Below are 20,005 nucleotides of genomic sequence, written 5' to 3'. Positions count from 1 at the left end.
TGCCTGGTCCGCGCTGCAACCGCCCGACAATATGTCGACCCCACCCTCCCGACTCGCTACCGCAGCAAGGCGCCGGTGTCGATGAGAAAGTCGAACGGCGCCCGCACGACAACCTCGGACCGAAAGCCCGTGCCGGAGATCAGCCGCACCCCGTTCGGGCAGCCGCACCCCGTGCACCGGCCTCGGTCACTCCGCCTCGATCACCCGCACCTCGCCGTCGGCCGCATCGGTCGCCTCGCCCGCCACCGTGAACCAGTGGCTGACCTCGCCCTCGGCCAGGTCGCCGGCGATATCACCGCTGGGCAGGACGGAGAGCGCGCCCGCGGTCGCGGAGGTCAGGAATTCCGCGAGTGCTGCCGGGCCCGCCGTCGCCGTGGTGTACGTGGTCGACTCGTAGTCGATCTCGTGCTCGGCGCGCAGGGCGTCGGCGTGTTCGAGGGCCTGCTCCTGGGTCAGTGTGCGCAGGGTGCCGTCGGCCGCCCGGACCACGAAGGCCGGATGGTCGTCCTGCAGGACCCGGACCCGGTCGGCATAGGACACCGGATGTGCCGCAGCAGCGTCGATTTCCGCGCGCACCTTCGGATCGGTCGGGACCAGCCAGCGCACCGACTTGGCCGCCGGTTCCAGCGCGATACCCCAGCCGGCGCCCGCGGCGACGATGTCACCGAAGGACAGGCCGTCGGCGAACAGCGCCGCGGCGCCGGCCTTCTGGATCGCCCACAGCGCCACCACGGCGTCCACCGAATGCGGCAGCGCCACCGCGACGATGTCGCCCGGTCCGACCCCGCGCCCGATCAGCACCCGGGCCAGCTTCGACGACCGCGAATCCACCTCGTGATAGGGGATTTCGGCGTCGCCGGACAGCAGCGCGGGAGCCTGCGGATCCTCCTCGACCACATCGCCGAGGGCCTTGGCCACCGTACGGCTGCCGACCCGGCCGGGCTCGGCGACCGGTTCGGCGGTCACCGCGGCGCCGGCGAGGATGCGCGCGCGCTCCTCCGCGTCGAGGATGTCGATATCGCCGACCGCGGCCGTCGGATCGCCGATCAGCGCGTCCAGCACCCGGCCCAGCCGCTCGGCGAGGGTGTGCACCTCCTCGGCGGTGAATCGGCTGGTGAGGTACTTCCAGGTCACCTCGATCGTCGATTCGGCGGTCACCAGCAGCGTCAGCGGGTAGTGGGTCGCGTCGTTGGTGCCGACACCGGTCACCGACATGCCGTCGATCGAACTCGCCGCGGCGATCGCGTCGGTATCCATCGGATACGACTCGAACACCAGCAGCGTGTCGAATTGCGCTCCGGCACCGGCGATCCGCTGGATATCGGTGAGGCCGACGTAGTGGTGGTCGAGCAGATCGGCCTGATCGCGCTGCAGGCGCTGCAGCAGCTCACCGACCGCCAGGCGGTCGTCCACACCGACCCGCACGGGCAGCGTGTTGATGAACAGGCCGACCATCGATTCGACCCCGGTCAGCTCCGGCGGACGGCCGGAGACCGTCCCGCCGAACACCACGTCGTCGCGGCCGGTGAGCCGGCCGAGCAGAATGCCCCACGCGGCCTGCACCAGCGTGTTCACCGTGACCCCGACCTCGGCGGCGTACTTGGTGATCCGGCGCGTGCGGTCCTCGTCGACCTGGGCGACGAACTTCTCGATCTCGTAGTGTTCGGGGCCGCGCGCGGGCGGTGCGAGCTGGGTCGGCTCGTCCGCCCCGGCCAGTGCCCTCGACCAGGTGCGCAGCGATTCCTCGCGGTCGCGCCCGGCCAGCCAGCTCAGGAAGTTCCGGTACGAGGACACCCGCGGCAGCGCGGCGGTATCACCGCGCACCGCGTAGAGCACCAGCAGATCCCGCAGCAGCAGCGGCATCGACCAGCCGTCCACCAGGATGTGGTGGGTCGTGATGGCCAGATGGAACGCCTGGGCGTCGGTCCGATACAGCGTGAACCGCAGCAGCGGGCCTCGCGACATGTCGAAGTGCGTCGCCCGATCCTCTTCGAGCAGGCGCTTCAACTCCGGAATCCGCTGCGGCTGCGCCAGATCCGTCAGATCGACGCTCTGCCACGGCACCTCGACCCGATCCGAGATCAGCTGCACCGCCCGGCCACCGGCATCGGTGACGAAGGAGGCGCGCAGGTTCGGATAGCGGTCCAGGATGGCCTGGCCGGCCGCCCGCAGCCGGTCCTCGTCGACCACGCCGCCCAGATCCACCACGGCCTGCATGGTGTAGACGTCCACGGTCTGCTGGGTCATCATCGCGTGGAACAGCAGACCCGACTGCAGCGGCGAGAGCGGCCAGACATCCGACAGACCCGGATCCTGCTGTTCCCACTCGTCGATCTCGGACTGTGCGACCTCGACCAGCGGCAGATCGGACGGCGTCAGACCGCCCGCCTCCGGCTGCCGGACGTGGTCGGCGAGCGCGGTCAGCGCCGCCACCCACAGATCCGCGAACTCCTGCACGCGCTGCTTGCCGAACAGCCCGGTCGGGAACGCGAAGGAGGCGGACAGCTGTGCGCCCTCGGGACCGTCGGTGACGATCGCGTTGATGTCGATCGCGGCGTTGGCGGGCATATCCGGATCCATGTCGGCGTCCAGCTGTCCCAGGTCCGCCACCGGCGCCCAGTCGAAACCGACCGGACCCGAGGCGTTTTCGGTCGTCTCGGCGCCCGCACCGGTATCCGCGCGGCCCAGATAGTTGAAGCTGATCTGGGGTGCGGTGCCGGTGGCCAATTCGGTTCCGGTCGCGGCATTCAGGTAGCGCAGCAGGCCGTATCCGATGCCCTTGTCCGGCACCGCGAGCAGCTGCTCCTTCACCGATTTCACGATGTCACCCAGCGCTTTTCCACCACGCAGGGCGGCCGCCACATCGGCATGTCCCAGATCCAGCCGCACCGGATAGGCACTGGTGAACCAGCCGACCGTGCGCGACAGATCGGCGCCCGGAACCACACTCTCCTCGCGGCCGTGGCCCTCGAGCTTCACCAGCGCCGCACCACCCGCGGATTCACCGCGCCACGTGCTCACCGCCAGCGCGAGCGCCGACAGCAGGCCGTCGTCGACGCCGGCCCGGTACTTGTCCGGCACGCCGGTCAGCACCGCATCGGTCACCTCGGCCGGGAGCAGCACCTCGACCCGATCGACGGTGGCGAAGGTGTCGACCGCGGGGTCGAACGCGCGCTCGCCCAGCACCGGATCCTCGGCCGCCGAAATCTGCTGCCAGAACGGCAGTTCCGCGGCCCGGGCACCGGCGGCGTCGACCAGGGCGTGTGCCCAGCGGCGCATGGAGGTGCCGTTCGCCGGCAACGTCACGGCCTGCCCCGACTTCAGCTGCGACCAGGCCACCGCGAGATCCGGGATCAGGATGCGCCACGACACACCGTCGACCACGAAGTGATGGGCGACGATCACAAGTACGTCCCGGCGACGCGGCGCGGCGTCGTCCTGCGCACCGGTGAAGGCGAACCACAGGAACTGCGTCATCACCGCGTTCGCCGGATCGAGACGACCCAGCGCGGCGTCGTATTCGGCGCTCGCCCGGCGCGACAGTTCCGCCTCGGAGATGTCGCCGGGCAACTCGACCCGATGCACCAGGGCGCCGACATCGATCGCGCCCTGCTCCAGCGCCTCGAACGTCCACCCGTCCGTGGCGTTCACGGCGGCGGATTCGTTGCGCCGCAATCTGGTTCGCAGCACATCGTGGTGATCGACGACCGCGGCGACGGTGGCGACCAGGGTCTCCCGGTCGGTGTCGTCGGGCAGTCGCAGCGCCATGGCCTGCGAGAACCGTTGATACGACGAGCCGGTGCCGAGGATCGAGGCCATGATCGGCGTCAGCGGGATCTCGCCGACACCGCCCCCGGGCAGTTCGGCCAGCACCTGCTGCTCGGCCTCACCCGCACGGGTGGCGATCTCGGCCAGCGCGGCCACGCTGCGCCGTTCGAAGACCTGCCGCGGCGTGAACAGCACACCGCGCGCCTTGGCCCGCGAGACCAGCTGGATCGACAGGATCGAGTCACCGCCGAGCGCGAAGAACGAATCGTCGAGCCCGACCTGATCGACGCCCAGCACCTCGGCGAACACCTCGGCGATGGTCGACTCGAGCGCACTGGTCGGCGCCCGGAACTCGCGCGGCGCGAGCTGGGGTTCCGGCAACGCCTTGCGGTCGAGCTTGCCGACCGGAGTCAGCGGAATCTCGTCCAGGACCACGATCGCCGAGGGCACCATATGCGGCGGCAGCACGGCGGCCACATGGTCGGTGACCGCCGCGGGATCGACCGCGCGCCCCGGCACGCCGAGCACGTAGGACACCAGAATCGTCGCACCGGCGGCGGTTTCGCGGCCGATGGTGATCGCGAATTCGACATCCGGATGCCGGCCGAGCACCGCGTCGATCTCACCGAGTTCGATGCGGAAGCCGCGGATCTTCACCTGGAAGTCGGTGCGGCCGACGTAGTCGAGCTCCCACGGCACCTCCGGGCGGGCGATGTTGCCACCGCGCACATCCGGTTCGGCGTACCACCGCACCACGTCACCGGTGCGGTACATGCGAGTTCCGGGCGCACCCCACGGGTTGGCGACGAACCGCTCCGCGGTCAGCCCCGGCCGATGCTGGTAGCCGCGGGCCACCGCACCACCGGACAGGAACAGCTCACCGGCCACACCCGGCGGCACCGGGTTCATCCGGGCGTCGAGCACCAACGCCGACATACCGTGCACCGGGGTGCCGATGGTGATGTGGTTACCCGGGAACAACCGCGCGTACGAGGAGATGATCGTCGTCTCGGTCGGACCGTAGGCGTTGAAGTACTTGCGTCCCGGCTGCCACTTCGCCAGCAGTTCCGGCGTGGTCACATCGCCACCCACCGACGTCACCAGCAACTGCTCCTGGTCGGCCGGATCCATCGTGCCCAGCACCGCGGGCGTGATGATGGTGTGGGTGACCTGCTCGGTGCGCAGCAGTTCCGCCAGTTCCGGGCCACCGATGATCTGCGGCGGCGTGATCACCAGGGTGGCGCCGACGTAGAACGCGCATACCCACTCCAGCACCGACGGGTCGAAGCTGGGCGAGCAGATGTGCAGGAACCGATGCTGCGGCTCCAAGCCGTACAGGCTCGTCGCCACATCCGCGAGACCGCCGAGACCGGCATGGGTCACCGTGACGCCCTTGGGCTTACCGGTCGAACCCGAGGTGTAGATGACGTACGCGGGGTGCGCCATCTGCAGCGGGGCACGCCGGTCGGCATCGGTCACCGGCGCCGCCGACTGCGCGGCGCACAGCTCGTCGGTCGCCGGATCGTCGAGGACCAGCCATTCCACGTCGCCGGGCAGGTCGCCGACATACGCCGAACCCGTGATACCCAGCAGCGCACCGGAATCGGTGAGCATGTGGCGCACCCGATCCTCGGGATAGTTCGGATCCACCGGAACGTGCGCGCCACCGGCCTTGGTGACGGCCAGCACGGCCAGCACCATCTCGTAGGACCGCGGGAACGAGACCGCGACCAGTTGCTCGGGTCCGACACCGCGGTCGATCAGCACCCGCGCCAGGCGCGAGGACCGGTCGTCGAGTTCGCCGTAGGTGATCGATTCACCGTTGTAGCGCACCGCGATTCGATCCCGGCCGAGCCGCACGCCGTGGCTCATCAGATCCGGCAGCAGGCCGGTCGCCATCACCTCGTCGCCGTGGACGTGGGTGAGCAACTCGTACTCGTCGGCGGCCAGCAGCGACAGATCGCCGACCTCGGTCTGCGGCTGCGCGACGATCGCCTCGAGCAGACGGGTGAAGCGCTGCGCGAACACCTCCACCGTGGCCTCGTCGAAAAGGTCACGCGCATAGGAGAATTCGGCGTACATGCCGTTGCGGCCGTCGTCGGATTCCCGAACCGTCAGCGACAGGTCGAATTTCGCGGTGTCGACGTCGAAATCGAGTGCCGAGACGTGCAATCCGGGCAGTTCGAACGTGCTCTCGGGCAGGTTCTCGAACGACAGCGCCACCTGGAACAGCGGATGCCGCGCGGTGGAGCGTTCGGGATTGAGCAGTTCGACCAGCCGCTCGAACGGAATGTCGGCATGCGCGAAGGCCTGCAGATCCGCATCCTTGGCGTGGCTCAGCAGCTCACCGAAGGTCAGCTCACCGCGCACATGGGTCCGCAGCACCAGCGTGTTGACGAACATGCCGATCAGATCGTCGAGTTCGGCCTCGCCGCGGCCCGCGATCGGAGTGCCGATCGCGATGTCGTCGGTACCCGACATCCGCGCCAGGAACAGCGCGAGCGCGGTGTGCACGACCATGAACAGCGTCGCGTTCTGTTCCCGGGCGGTGCGCTGCAACCCGTCGTACAGCTCGTTGCCGATCGGGAACAGCACCCGGCCGCCCTGGAACGACTGCACGGTCGGCCGCGGGCGGTCCGCGGGCAGGTTCAGCTCGTCCGGAATTCCGGCCAGCGCCTGCCGCCAGTAGTCGGCCTGGGCGCTGAGCAGACTCTCCGGATCGTCCTCGGAGCCGAGCAGATCGCGCTGCCAGATGCTGAAGTCGGCGTACTGCACCGGCATCGGCGCCCACGCCGGTGCCGCACCCTCGGCGCGCGAGGCGTAGGCCACCATCAGATCCCGGGTCAGCGGGCCCATCGACCAGCCGTCGGCCGCGATGTGGTGCGCGACGAAGACCAGCACGAAGTCGGTGTCGGTGATCTGGAACAGGCGGATGTGGAACGGAATCTGCGCGGTCACGTCGAAACCGGTCGTCACCGCGGCGGCGACGGCCTCGACCACGCCGGATTCGTCGATCCGCACCGGCTCGAGATCGATCGCCACCTCGGCCGGCGACAGCACCCGCTGCACCGGACCGGCGTCGGTCTCGGGATAGACCGTGCGCAGGATCTCGTGGCGTGCGATGAGATCGGCGACCGCCTCCCGCAGCGCGGACACATCGAGCGCACCGGAGAGCCGGATCGCCACCGGGATGTTGTCCACCGACGAGGTGGTGTCGAACTGGTTGAGGAACCACATGCGGTTCTGCGCCAGCGACAGCGGGATGTGCTCGGGGCGCGGTCCCGCGGTCAACGGCGGGCGGCCACCGGCACCGGCCTGCTGTTCGACCTTGGCGGCCAGCCCGGCCACCGTCGAGGCTTCGAACAGCGCGCGCACCGGCACCCGGGTGTCGAGCAGCGCACCGAGGCGCGCGGCGACCTGGGTGGCCAGCAGCGAGTTGCCGCCGAGGGCGAAGAAGTCGTCGTCGGCGCCGACCCGCTCGACCGACAGCACGTCGGTGTATACGGAGGCGACCGCCTCTTCGATCGGTGTCGAGGGCGCCCGGAAGGCGGTGGTCTCGAATTCCGGTTCGGGCAGCGCGCGCCGGTCGAGTTTGCCGTTGATGTTCAGCGGCAACGCGTCCAGTTCGACGAATGCCGAGGGCACCATGTACGACGGCAACGCCGCGTTCAGCGCCGACTTCACCCCGTCGATGTCGAGGCTCTCGCCGGCCGGGACCAGATAGGCGACCAGCCGGTCGCCGATGCGCGGATCCGACTTCGCGAGCACCGCGACCTGCGCGACCTCGTCCAGGCCGAGCAGCGCCGACTCGATCTCGCCGAGTTCGATGCGGAAGCCGCGGATCTTGACCTGGAAGTCGGTGCGGCCCTGATAGTCCAGTTCGCCCTGCGCGTTCCAGCTCACCAGGTCACCGGTGCGGTACATCCGGGTGCCGGGTTCGAAGGGATTGGCCACGAACCGGTCCGCGGTCAGGTCCGGCCGCGCGAAGTAGCCGCGGGCCAGCTGTGCACCGGCCAGATACAGCTCACCGGCGACGCCGTCCGGAACCGGGTGCAGGCGCGAATCCAGCACGTAGACCCGGCTGTTCCACTCCGGCGCACCGATCGCGACCGACTGCTGTTCGTCCGCGGTGACGCGGTGGCTGGTAATCGAGACCGCGGCCTCGGTCGGGCCGTACAGGTTGAACAGTTCACCGGCGTTGTCGCGGCGGAACCGCTGCGCGGTCGCGCCCGGCAGCGCCTCACCGATCGCCAGCACGCGACGCAGCGAATTCGTCAGCGTCCCATCGGATTCGGTGAGCAGCGCGTCCAGCATCGAGGGCACCACATGCAGCGTGGTGACCGCTTCGCGGGCCATCAGCTCGTTGAGGTAGGCCGGGTCGCGGTGGCCGTCCGGCGCCGCGATCACCAGACGCCCGCCGGCGACGGCCGCGGACCAGAACTCCCAGACCGACAGGTCGAAGGTGGCCGCGGTCTTCAGCAGCACCGAATCCTCGGCGCCCAGGCCGAATTCGGCGATCTTCCACAGCAACTGGTTGACCACCGCGGCGTGCGGGACCGCCACACCCTTCGGCCGACCGGTGGAACCGGAGGTGAAGATGACATAGGCGGTGTGCTGCGGGAGCAGCGGCGCGACCCGCTCGGCGTCCTCGATCGGCGAATCGTCACCGGTGGCGTCGAGGTCGTCGACGCGGACCACCGGGGCGACCTCGGTCTCGAATCCGGCGTCGGCATCGGTGAGCACACACACCACATCGGCGGTGTCGAGGATGTAGCCGGTGCGTTCGGCCGGCTGATCCGGATCCACCGGCACATAGGCGCCGCCGGCCACGGTCACCGCGTACATGGCGACCACCAGGTCGACCGAGCGGCGCATCGCCAGCGCGACCCGCGACTCCGGCCCGACACCGAGCGAAATCAGATGGCGGGCCAGCAGATTCACCCGGCGGTCGAGTTCGGCGTAGGTCACCCGCGCACCGTCGGCGCCGACCAGCGCGTCCCGCTCGGAGTGGGTGTCGACCGTCGCGTCCAGCAGCGAGGCCAGCGTCGCCGACCGGTCCACCGGGTGGTCGGTGGCATTGCGGGTGGAGACCAGCGCCTCGTGTTCGGCGGCGTCGAGCAGGTCGATATCGCCGACCGCGGCGCGCGGTGCGGCCGCGATCGCGCCCAGCATCCGCACGAAGCGATCCACGAAGCCCGCCACCGTGCCGTGGTCGAACAGGTCGGTCGCGTAGGTGAAGAATCCGGTGATGCCTTCGGGCGCACCGGTGTCGCTGTAGCGGTCGGTGGCGATCAGGTGCAGGTCGAACTGCGAGAGCTGGGTGTCGAAGTCCAGCCCGCTGACCCGCAGGCCCGGCAGTTCCAGCGTGGCCTGGGCCAGGTTCTGGAACGACAGACCGACCTGGAACAGCGGATGCCGCGCGGTGGAGCGCACCGGGTTGAGCACCTCGACCAGCCGCTCGAACGGCACGTCGGCGTTGGCGAAGGCCTGGATGTCGATATCGCGTTGACGCCCCAGCAGTTCGGTGAAGCCGGCCCCGGCGTCGACCCGTGTCCGGAACACCAGGGTGTTGACGAACATACCGATCAGGTCGTCGAGTACGGCCTCACCGCGACCGGCCATCGGAGTGCCGATGGCGATGTCGTCGGAACCCGACAGCCGCGACAGCAGAACCGCCAGCGCGGTGTGCACGACCATGAACAGCGTCGCGCCCTCGGTGCGGGCCAGGTCGATCAGCGCGCGATGCAGGTCGGCATCGATGCGCATCTCGACCTTGCCGCCGGCGAAACTCTGCACGGCCGGACGCGGGCGATCCGACGGCAGATCGAGCTGATCGGGCAGCTCGGCCAGCGCCTGCTTCCAGTACGCGACCTGCTTGGAGGCCAGCGAATCCGGATCGTCCTCGCTGCCCAGCAGTTCGCGCTGCCAGATGCTGTAGTCGGCGTACTGGACCGCCAGCGGCGCCCAGTTCGGTGCCAGCGCGGCCGCGCGGGCCGCGTAGGCGGTCATCAGATCGCGGGTCAGCGGGCCCACCGACGAACCGTCGCCGGAGATGTGATGCACGACCATCGCGAGCACGTATTCACCTGTGCCGCTCGCGGTTTCGGTATCGCTGTCGGAGCGGACCTCGAACAGCGCGACCCGCACCGGCACCTCGGTGGTGACGTCGAAGCTGCCGTTGATCAGCGCGACCACCTCGGACTCCACCGCGGCGGCATCGACCACGCGCAGTTCGAGCTCCGGAATCGCCTGGGCCGCGGGCAGGATCACCTGTACCGGGCCCTGATCGGTCTGCGGGTAGACGGTCCGCAGGATCTCGTGGCGCGCCACCAGATCCGCCATCGCGGCCCGCAGCGCCGACACGTCCAGCGCACCGCTCAATCGCACCGCGATCGGCACGTTGTAGGCGGCCGAGGCGGTGTCGAAGCGGTTGAGGAACCACATCCGCTGCTGCGCCAGCGACAGCGGGATCCGCGGCGGGCGCGGGGCTGCGGTCAGCGCGCGGCGACCGCCGGCGTCGGCGTGATGCTCGACCCGGGTGGCGAGCGCGGCGACCGTGGAGGCCTCGAACAGCAGGCGCACCGGCACCCGGGTGTTCAGGGCCTCGCCCAGGCGCGCGGCGACCTGCGTGGCGAGCAGCGAGTTACCGCCCCACGCGAAGAAGTCGTCGTCGCGGCCCATCGTGCCGGATTCCTTGCGCAGCACATCGGCGAAGGTGTTGGCCACGATCTGCTCGATCGGGGTCACCGGCGCGCGGAAGACGGCCTTCTCGAAGACCGGTTCGGGCAGCGCGGCGCGGTCCAGTTTGCCGTTGGCGTTCAGCGGCAACGCGTCCAGCTGCATGAACACCGACGGCACCATGTAGGACGGCAGCTGTTCGGCCAGTGCGGCCTGCAGCGACTGCTTGTCCAGTTCGGCGGTGCCGACCACATAGGCGACCAGGCGATCGCCCAGATTCGGATCCGCGTGCGCGACGACGGCGGTCGCGGTGACGACCGGCTGCCGCAGCAGCACCGCCTCGATCTCGCCGAGTTCGATGCGGAAACCGCGGATCTTCACCTGGAAGTCGGTGCGGCCCCGGTAGTCCAGTTCACCCCGCTCGGTCCAGGCCACCAGGTCACCGGTGCGGTACATCCGCGTGCCCGGCGTCCCGAACGGATCGGCGACGAATCGGTCCGCGGTCAGATCCGCGCGACCGAAGTAGCCGCGCGCGAGTTGCGCACCGGCCAGGTACAGCTCACCCGGCACGCCCACCGGAACGGGCCGCAGCCGCGAATCCAGCACGTACACCCGGCTGTTCCACTCCGGCGCGCCGATCGACACCGACTGCCGGTCGGCGGCGGTGACGCGGTGGCTGGTGATCGAGACCGCGGCCTCGGTCGGGCCGTACAGGTTGAACAGCGCGGCCTCGGCGGTCTGCAGGAAGCGCTGCGCGGTCGCGGCCGGCAGCGCCTCACCGATGGCGAGCACCCGCTTCAGCGACGAGCTGAGCATGCCTTCGCTCTCGGTGAGCAGGGCGTCCAGCATCGACGGCACCACGTGCAGCGTGGTGACGGCGGTGCCGAGCATCAGATCGTTGAGGTAGGCCGGATCGCGATGCCCCTCGGGCGCGGCCACCACCAGGCGGCCACCGCAGGCGGCGGCGGTCCAGAACTCCCACACCGACAGGTCGAAGGTGGCCGCGGTCTTGAGCAGCACCGAATCTCCGGACCCGAGGCCGAATTCGGCAATCTCCCAGCGCAACTGGTTGACGATCGCGCCGTGCGACACCACCACACCCTTGGGGCGGCCGGTGGATCCGGAGGTGAAGATCACGTACGCGGCGTTGCCGGCGGTGAGCTCACGCAACCGCTCCCCCGCGGTGATCGGCGCCGCCGAGTAACCGGAGAGCTCGAGCCCGTCGAGTTCGATCACCGGACGCTGCGGGGTCCAGCGCAGCGCGCTCTCCTCGTCGTCGCCGGCGGTGGCCGCGACGACGGCCGAGGTGGTCAGCACGCACGCGGGGGCCGCCGTCTCGAGGATGTAGTCGATGCGTTCGGCGGGCTGGCCCGGATCGATCGGCACGTACGCCGCACCGGTCTTGGCCACCGCGTACATCGCGACGATCAGCTCCACCGAGCGGCCCAGCGCCAGCGCCACCCGATCCTCGGTGCCGATCCCGCATTCGACGAGGTAGCGCGCCAGGCGGTTCACCCGCGCGTCGAGGTCGCCGTAGGTCAGCACCTGCTGCGCCGTGCCGGTGGCCTCGGTGTCGACCACCAGCGCGACCGCGGTCGAATCGGCGGCGACCGTCGCATCGAGCAGCGACACCAGCGTCGCCTCGGTGTCGATCGGGTGGGTGGTCTCGTTCCACTGCCGCAGGATCCGCTCGTTCTCGGCCGGATCCAGCAGGTCGATATCACCGACCGGGCCGGACACGTCCGCGATCACCGCATCGAGCACCCGGACGAACCGGTCCGCGAAGCCCTGCACCGTCGACTCGTCGAAAAGGTCGATGGCATAACCGAATTCGGTGATGATCTCGGCCGGCGAACCGTCCTCGGCGTAGCGGTCGTAGAGCGTGACGTGCAGATCGGTCTTGGCCAGCTGGGAATCGAAATTCACCGCGCTCACCGAGAGACCGGGCAGCTCCAGGGCGGTCTCGGCCAGGTTCTGGAACGACAGGCCCACCTGGAACAGCGGGTTGCGCGCGGTGGACCGCACCGGGTTGAGCACCTCGACCAGCCGCTCGAAGGGCACGTCGGCGTTGGTGAAGGCCTCGAGGTCGCGCTCGCGCACATCGGCGAGCAGCTCGGCGAAACTCGCGTTGCCGTCGATGCGAGTGCGGAACACCAGCGTGTTGACGAACATGCCGATCAGATCGTCGAGTTCGCGCTCACCACGTCCGGCGATCGGGGTGCCGACGGCGATGTCGTCGGTACCCGACAGGCGCGAGAGCAGCACGGCCAGCGCCGCGTGCACGACCATGAACAGCGAGGCGTTGTTCGCCCGCGCCAGCTCGTGCAGGCGGGCGTGGCGCTGTGGATCGATCTCGAAGCGAATCGCCTTGCCCTGGAACGACTGGGCCGGCGGACGCGGACGGTCGGTCGGCAGTTCCAGCTGATCCGGCAGCCCGCCGAGAGCCGCGGTCCAGTAGGCCACCTGCTGGGCGGCCAGCGATTCCGGATCCTCCTCGGATCCGAGCACCTCGCGCTGCCACAGCGCGTAGTCGGCGTACTGCACCGGCAGCGGCGTCCACTGCGGCGCCTCACCCTGGACGCGTGCGGCGTAGGCCGCCATCAGATCACGGGCCAGCGGTCCCATCGAGGAGCCGTCGGCGGCGACGTGGTGGACGGTGAACGCGAGGACGTGTTCCTCCGCCGACTGGTCGCCGCCGGTGATCCGGAACAACGCGACCTTCAGCGGCACCTCGGCGGTGACGTCGAAGGTGGTCATCGCGAATCCGATGATGCGGTCCAGTAATTCGGACTCGTCGACCGCCACCGGCTCCAGCGCGGGAGCGGTATCGGTCGCGGGCAGGATCACCTGGTGCGGGCCGTCCGCCGAACGCGGGTAGGTGGTGCGCAGCACCTCGTGGCGGGCCAGCACGTCACCGAGTGCGCGTTCCATGGCCGCGACGTCGAGCGCACCCGACAACCGCACCGCGAGCGGAATGTTGTCCACCGCGGAGGTGGTGGTGTCGAACTGGTTGAGGAACCAGTAGCGCTGCTGCGCCGGCGAGAGCGGAATCCGTTGCGGCCGTTGCCCGGCCACCAGTTTCGGCCGGGTGCGGCCGGATCCGGCGCCCTGCTCCAGGCGCGCGGCCAGGGCGGCGACGGTCGATGCCTCGAACAGATCGCGGACCGCCAGCTGGGTGTCGAGCGCGGCGCCCAGGCGGGCGGTCACCTGGGTGGCGATCAGCGAGTTGCCACCCAGTTCGAAGAAGTCGTCGTCGAGACCGACCCGGGTCACGCCCAGCACATCGCTGAACGTGCCGGCCACGATCTCCTCGATCGGGGTGGCCGGGGCGCGGAACTGCCGGGCCTCGAACACCGGTGCCGGCAGCGCCTTGCGGTCCAGCTTGCCGGAGGCGTTGAGCGGGAACGCGTCCAGCACCACGAAGGCCGAGGGCACCATGTAGCCGGGCAGCGCCTCGCCGAGTTCGGTACGCACGACGTCGGCGTCGACGACGGCGCCGGTCGCGGGCACCACATAGGCGACCAACTGATCGCCGAGCCGGTCGTCGGAGCGCACGACCACCACGGCCTGCGCGACCGCGTCGACCGCCACCAGCGCCGATTCGATCTCGCCCAGTTCGATGCGCAGACCACGCAACTTCACCTGGAAGTCGGTGCGGCCCAGGTATTCCAGCTCACCGGAGGAGTTCCAGCGCACCAGGTCACCGGTGCGGTACATCCGCTCTCCGCCCGCTGCGCCCATCCCCCCGGACCCGCCCCCGAAGGGGTTGGCCACGAACCGATCCGAGGTCAGATCGGCACGCGCGACATAGCCGCGGGCCAGCTGGTCACCGGCCAGGTACAGCTCACCCGCGACGCCGGTGGCGACCGGATGCAACCGCGAATCCAGCACGTAGACATAGGTGTTCCACACCGGGCGGCCGATCGGCACCGCGACCGTGTCGGCCTCGGTCACCTCGTGATAGGTGACGTCGACCGCGGCCTCGGTCGGGCCGTAGAGGTTGTGCAGCCGGGCGCCGGTCAGTTCGATCAGGCGCTGGGCGGTGACCGCGGGCAGCGCCTCACCGGAGGCGAACACCCGGCGCAGCGTCGTGCAGTCGGCGCCGGAGGCGTCCAGCGCGGCGACGAAGACCGACAGCATCGACGGCACGAAGTGCACGGTGGTGATGCGTTCGGCGGAGATCAGCTCCGCCAGATAGGCCGGATCGCGGTGGCCGTCGGGCTTGGCGACGACCAGGCGCGCGCCGACCTGCAGCGGCCAGAAGAACTCCCACACCGATACGTCGAAGGTGGCGGGCGTCTTCTGCAGGACGACGTCGTCGAGGTAGAGGTCGTACTCGTCCTGCATCCAGGCCAGGCGGTTCACGATCGCGGCGTGGCTGACGGCCACACCCTTCGGCCGCCCGGTGGAACCGGAGGTGAAGATCACGTAGGCGGTGTGCGCGGGACGCAGCGGCGCGATGCGGTCGGCGTCGGTCACCGGGTCCTCGCCGTACTCCGACAACTCCAGGCCGTCGATCGCCACGACCGGCACGTCCGGCCGCGCCGCGAGCGGGCTGTCCGCGGTGGTCAGCACGCAGACCGGGTTCGCGGTCGTCAGCACGTATTCGGTGCGCTCGGCCGGGTGGTCGGGATCCAGCGGCACGTAGCCACCACCGGCGACCGTCACCGCGTACATGCCGACGACCAGTTCCAGCGAACGCCGCATATGCAGCGCCACCAGCGAATCCGGGCCCACGCCCTGCTCGATCAGGTGGCGGGCGAGCCGGTTCACCCGGGCCGCCAGCTCGCCGTAGGACAGAGTTGTCCCCTCGAACGTCAGCGCCGGTTCGTCGGGATCGCGTTCGACCTGCATATCGAACATCGAGGCCAGTGTCAGCGCGACGGTACCGGCCGCCCGGCCGAGGACGACACGGTCGACGTCGTAGGCGGTGGCGTTCCAGTTGTCGACGATGGTGCGGCGTTCGACGGCGTCGAGCAGGTCGATATCGCCGAGCGGGGCGGCCGGATCCGCGGTCACCGCGTCCAGCGTCCGGACCAGGCGATCGGCGAAGGCCGCGACCGTGCGCGCGTCGAACATGTCGGTGGCGTACGCCAATTCGGCCGACATACCTTCGGCGGAACCGTCGGCGGCGAAGCGCTCGGTGAGGTTCAGGTGCAGATCGAATTTCGCGGTCAGCACATCCAGCGGCAGGCCGCTGACTTCGAGCTCCGGCAGGGCGAACGACGCCTCGCCGGTGTTCTGGAACGACAACATCACCTGGAACAGCGGATGCCGCGCTTGCGAACGCGCCGGATTCAGAATCTCCACCAGCCGCTCGAACGGCAGATCCGCGTGTCCGAAGGCGGCGAGATCGGATTCCTTGGTGCGCGAGAGCAATTCGGTGAACGACATCGCCGGATCGACGCTGCTGCGCAACACCAGCGTGTTGACGAACATGCCGATGGCATCGTCCAGCGCGGCCTCACCACGGCCGGCGACGGCGGTGCCGATGGCCAGATCGTCACTGCCGGACAGCCGCGCCAGCAGCGCCGCGAAGGCCGCGTGCGTCACCATGAACAGGCTGGCGCCGTGGGCACGGGCCAGCGCGTTGAGCCGCCGCACCAACTCGGCGTCGAGCGAGAACTCGTGCACGCCACCGCGATAGGTGGCGACCGCGGGACGCGGACGGTCGGACGGCAGATCCAGCTGCTCGGGCAGACCGGCCAGATGCTGCGACCAGTACGACACCTGCTGGGCGATCAGCGATTCCGGATCGTCCTCGGAACCGAGCGTTTCCCGTTGCCACAGGGCGTAATCGGCGTACTGCACCGGCAGCGGTGCCCAGCCCGGCGCGCCGCCCTGCGAGCGAGCCGCGTAGGCGAGCATCACATCGCGGGCCAGCGGCCGCACCGACCAGCCGTCACCGGAGATGTGGTGGACGACGAAGACCAGCACGTAGTCCGGTGCCGGCTCGCCGGCACCGTTGCCGCTCGCGTGTTCGACGCGGAACAGCTTGGCGCGCACGGGAACCGCGGCGGTGACGTCGAAGCCGGTGAGGACCAGCTCACGCACCCGCTGGGGCAGTTGCGCCTCGGTCACCGGTTCGGCGTCCAGTTCCACCGCGTCGCGATCGGCGGGCAAGATCACCTGCACGCCCTGGCCTTCGGAGGTTTCCGGGTAGACCGTGCGCAGCACCTCGTGGCGTTCGATCACATCCGCGACGGCCTCGCGCAGGGCGTCGACGTCGAGCGCTCCGGTGAGCCGGACCGCCATCGGGATGTTGTTGACCGCGCTGGCGGTGTCGAAGCGGTTGAGGAACCACATCCGCTGCTGGGCCAGCGAGAGCGGAATCTCCTCCGGTCGCGGCCCCGCCACCAGGGCGCGGCGGCCACCGGAACCGGCGTGGGTCTCCAGCCGGGCGGCCAGCGCCGCCACGGTCGGCGCCTCGAACAGGGTCCGCACCGGGATACGGGTGTTCAGCGCCTGGCCCAGGCGGGCGACCACCTGGGTGGCGATCAGCGAGTTGCCGCCCAGTTCGAAGAAGTCGTCGTCGAGACCGACCGGCCGCGCCTCGGTGTCGATGCCCAGCACCTCGGCGACGGTGGCGGCGACGATCTCCTCGACCGGAGTGGTCGGGGCGCGGAACTCCCGGGCCTCGAATTCCGGTGCGGGCAGCGCGCGCCGGTCCAGCTTGCCGTTCGCGCTCAGCGGCAAGGCGTCGAGCACGACGATCGCGGCCGGAACCATATAGGAGGGCAGCCGCGCCGCGAGCTGCGCGCGAACCGCGTCGACATCGATCTCACCGGCGTCGGCGGCGGGCACGACATAGCCGACCAGCTGTTCGCCGATCCGCTCGTCGGAACGCACCACGGCCACCGCCTGCGCGACCGAATCCTGTGCGGTGAGCGCGGATTCGATCTCCCCGAGCTCGATGCGCAGACCGCGCACCTTCACCTGGAAGTCGGTGCGGCCCAGGTATTCGATGGCACCGTCGGCGCCGCGGCGCACCAGGTCACCGGTGCGGTACATGCGGGAACCGCTGCCGCCGAAGGGATTCGCGACGAAGCGGTCCGCGGTGAGGTCGGTGCGGCCGAAGTAGCCGCGCGCCAGCTGCGCACCGGCCAGATACAGCTCACCCGCGACACCGGCCGGAACCGGATGCAGCCGCGCGTCCAGGATGTAGGCCTGCGCGTTCCACACCGGCAGGCCGATCGGCACCGCGCCGGCGATATCCGCGGCCACCGGCATCGCGGTGGCGTGCACGGTGAATTCGGTGGGGCCGTACAGGTTGTGCAGCTCGGCGGTCCCGATCCGGCGGTAGGCCTGCGCGGCGTCGGCGGTGAACGCCTCACCCGCGATCAGCAGGGTGCGCAGCGACGACACCTCCGCGGCCGTACCCGCGCGCACGCTGTCGGAGAACACCGACAGCATCGACGGCACGAACGAGGTCATCGTGACCTGCTGGGCCGCGATCACCTCGGCGAGGTAGCCGGGATCGCGGTGGCCGTCCGGCGCCGCGATCACCAGGCGCGCGCCGGTGGCGGTCGCGCCGAACAGCTCCCACACCGACACGTCGAAGGTCGGCGGCGTCTTGAACAGCACCACGTCATCGGCGCCGATGCCGTATTCGGCGGTGATCCAGCGGATCTGGTTCACCACCGCGGCCTGCGAGACCGCCACGCCCTTCGGTCGTCCGGTGGAGCCGGAGGTGAAGATCACGTAGGCGAGGTGTTCCGGCCGCAGCGGGGCACGCCGTTCGGTGTTGTCGAGTTCGCCGTCCGCGTAGCGGGACAGGTCCAGCTCGTCGATGCGCACGGCGGTCGCGGCCCCCTCGAGCGCGCGATCGATGTCCGCGCCGTCGCGTGCCGTGGTGAGCACGGCGATCGGGGCGGCGGTGTCGACCACGTAGCGGATGCGCTCACCCGGCTGTTCCAGATCCAGCGGCACGTACGCGCCACCGGCCTCCAGCACCGCGTAGGCGGCCACGACGAGGTCGAGTGAACGCCGCACGGCCAGTGCCACCCGCGCGTCCGGGCCCACACCCGCCTCGACCAGATACCGCGCGAGTCGCTGTGCCCGCGCCGCGAATTCGGCGTAGGTCAGCGTGACGCCGGCTTCCGGATCGACGACCGCGACCGCGTCCGGGGTCTGCTCGACCTGGGCGTGGAAGTCGGCCAGCAGCGTGGTGGCGCCCTCGCGGCGCACCGGCAGATGGCGTGCGGTGTTGTTCCAGCCGCGCAGTTCGCGCGCCGCCTCGGCGGGAGCGAGCAGATCGATGTCGCCCACCCGGGCCGCCGGTTCGGCGACCACGGCGGACAGCACCCGCACCAGGCGACCGGCGAAGCCGGCGATCGTCTCACCGTCGAAAAGGTCGGTGGCGTAGACGAATTCGGCGGTGATACCGGCGGCCGCGGTGGCACCGTCGGCGGTCTCCGCGGTCTCCTCGGTGAGCACCAGTTGCAGATCGAATTTCGCGGTGTCGATCGGCAGCTCCACACCGCTGACCGTCAGCCCCGGCAGTTCCAGGGCGTTCTGGCCGGTGTTCTGGAACGACAGCATCACCTGGAACAACGGGTGCCGCGCCTGCGAACGCGCCGGGTTCAGAATCTCCACCAGCCGCTCGAACGGCAGATCCGCATGCCCGAAGGCGGCGATATCGGTGCTGCGCACCGACTGCAGCAGATCGGTAAAGCTCGCGCCGCCGTCGATCTCGGTCCGCAACACCAGGGTGTTGACGAACATGCCGATCAGATCGTCGAGGGCGCGCTCACCGCGGCCGGCCACCGGCGTGCCGATGGCGATATCGGCCTCCCCGCTCAGTCGCGACAGCACCAGCGCCAGCGCCGCGTGCGTGACCATGAACATGGTGGCGCCGCGGGTGCGGGCCAGCTCGGCGAGCCGGGCGTGCACGTCGGCGTCGATGTGGAAGGTGTGCGTCGCACCGCGGCCGGAGGCGACCGCCGGACGCGGCCGGTCGGCGGGCAGTTCGAGCTGTTCGGGCACTCCGCGCAGTGCGTCGCGCCAATACTCGATCTGGTCGGCGATCACCGATTCCGGATCGTCCTCGCGGCCGAGCACCTCGCGCTGCCAGAGCGCGAAGTCGGCGTACTGCACCGGCAGCGGCGCCCAGGCCGGTTCGCCGCCCTCGACGCGCGCACCGTAGGCGGTCATCACGTCGCGGGTCAGCGGGCCCATCGAGAAGCCGTCGGCGGAGATGTGGTGCACCACCAGGGCCAGCACGTGTTCGGTCGGGCTGACCTCGAACAGCCGGGCCCGGAACGGCACCTCGACGGTGACGTCGAAGCCGGTGCCGACCAGTTCCGAAATGCGCTGCGGCAGTTCGGTTTCGGTGACGTCGATCGGCGTGAGATCGGGGATGACCTTCGAGGTCGGCACGATCTCCTGGTAGGCGGTCCCGTCCACCTCGGGGTAGCGGGTGCGCAGCGATTCGTGGCGCGCCAGCACATCGGCGACCGCGATCTGCAGTGCCTGCCGGTCCAGCAGACCCGACAGCCGCACCGCGGCCGGGATGTTGTCCACCGCGGATTCGGGATCGAAGCGGTTGAGGAACCACATC

At 70.0% G+C, this 20,005-nt stretch carries 1 protein-coding gene; it reads right to left on the bottom strand.

Going from position 1 to position 20,005, the window contains the following annotated elements:
- Positions 1–186: 186 nt before the first annotated feature.
- Positions 187–20,005: non-ribosomal peptide synthase/polyketide synthase (locus tag IRT45_RS21245; protein WP_194807593.1), on the bottom strand; the 19,819-nt coding region annotated here is incomplete at its 5' end.

This window comes from Nocardia sp. BSTN01, assembly GCF_015354405.1.
Taxonomy (GTDB): domain Bacteria; phylum Actinomycetota; class Actinomycetes; order Mycobacteriales; family Mycobacteriaceae; genus Nocardia.
This window is presented reverse-complemented; position numbering and strand designations above follow the sequence as displayed.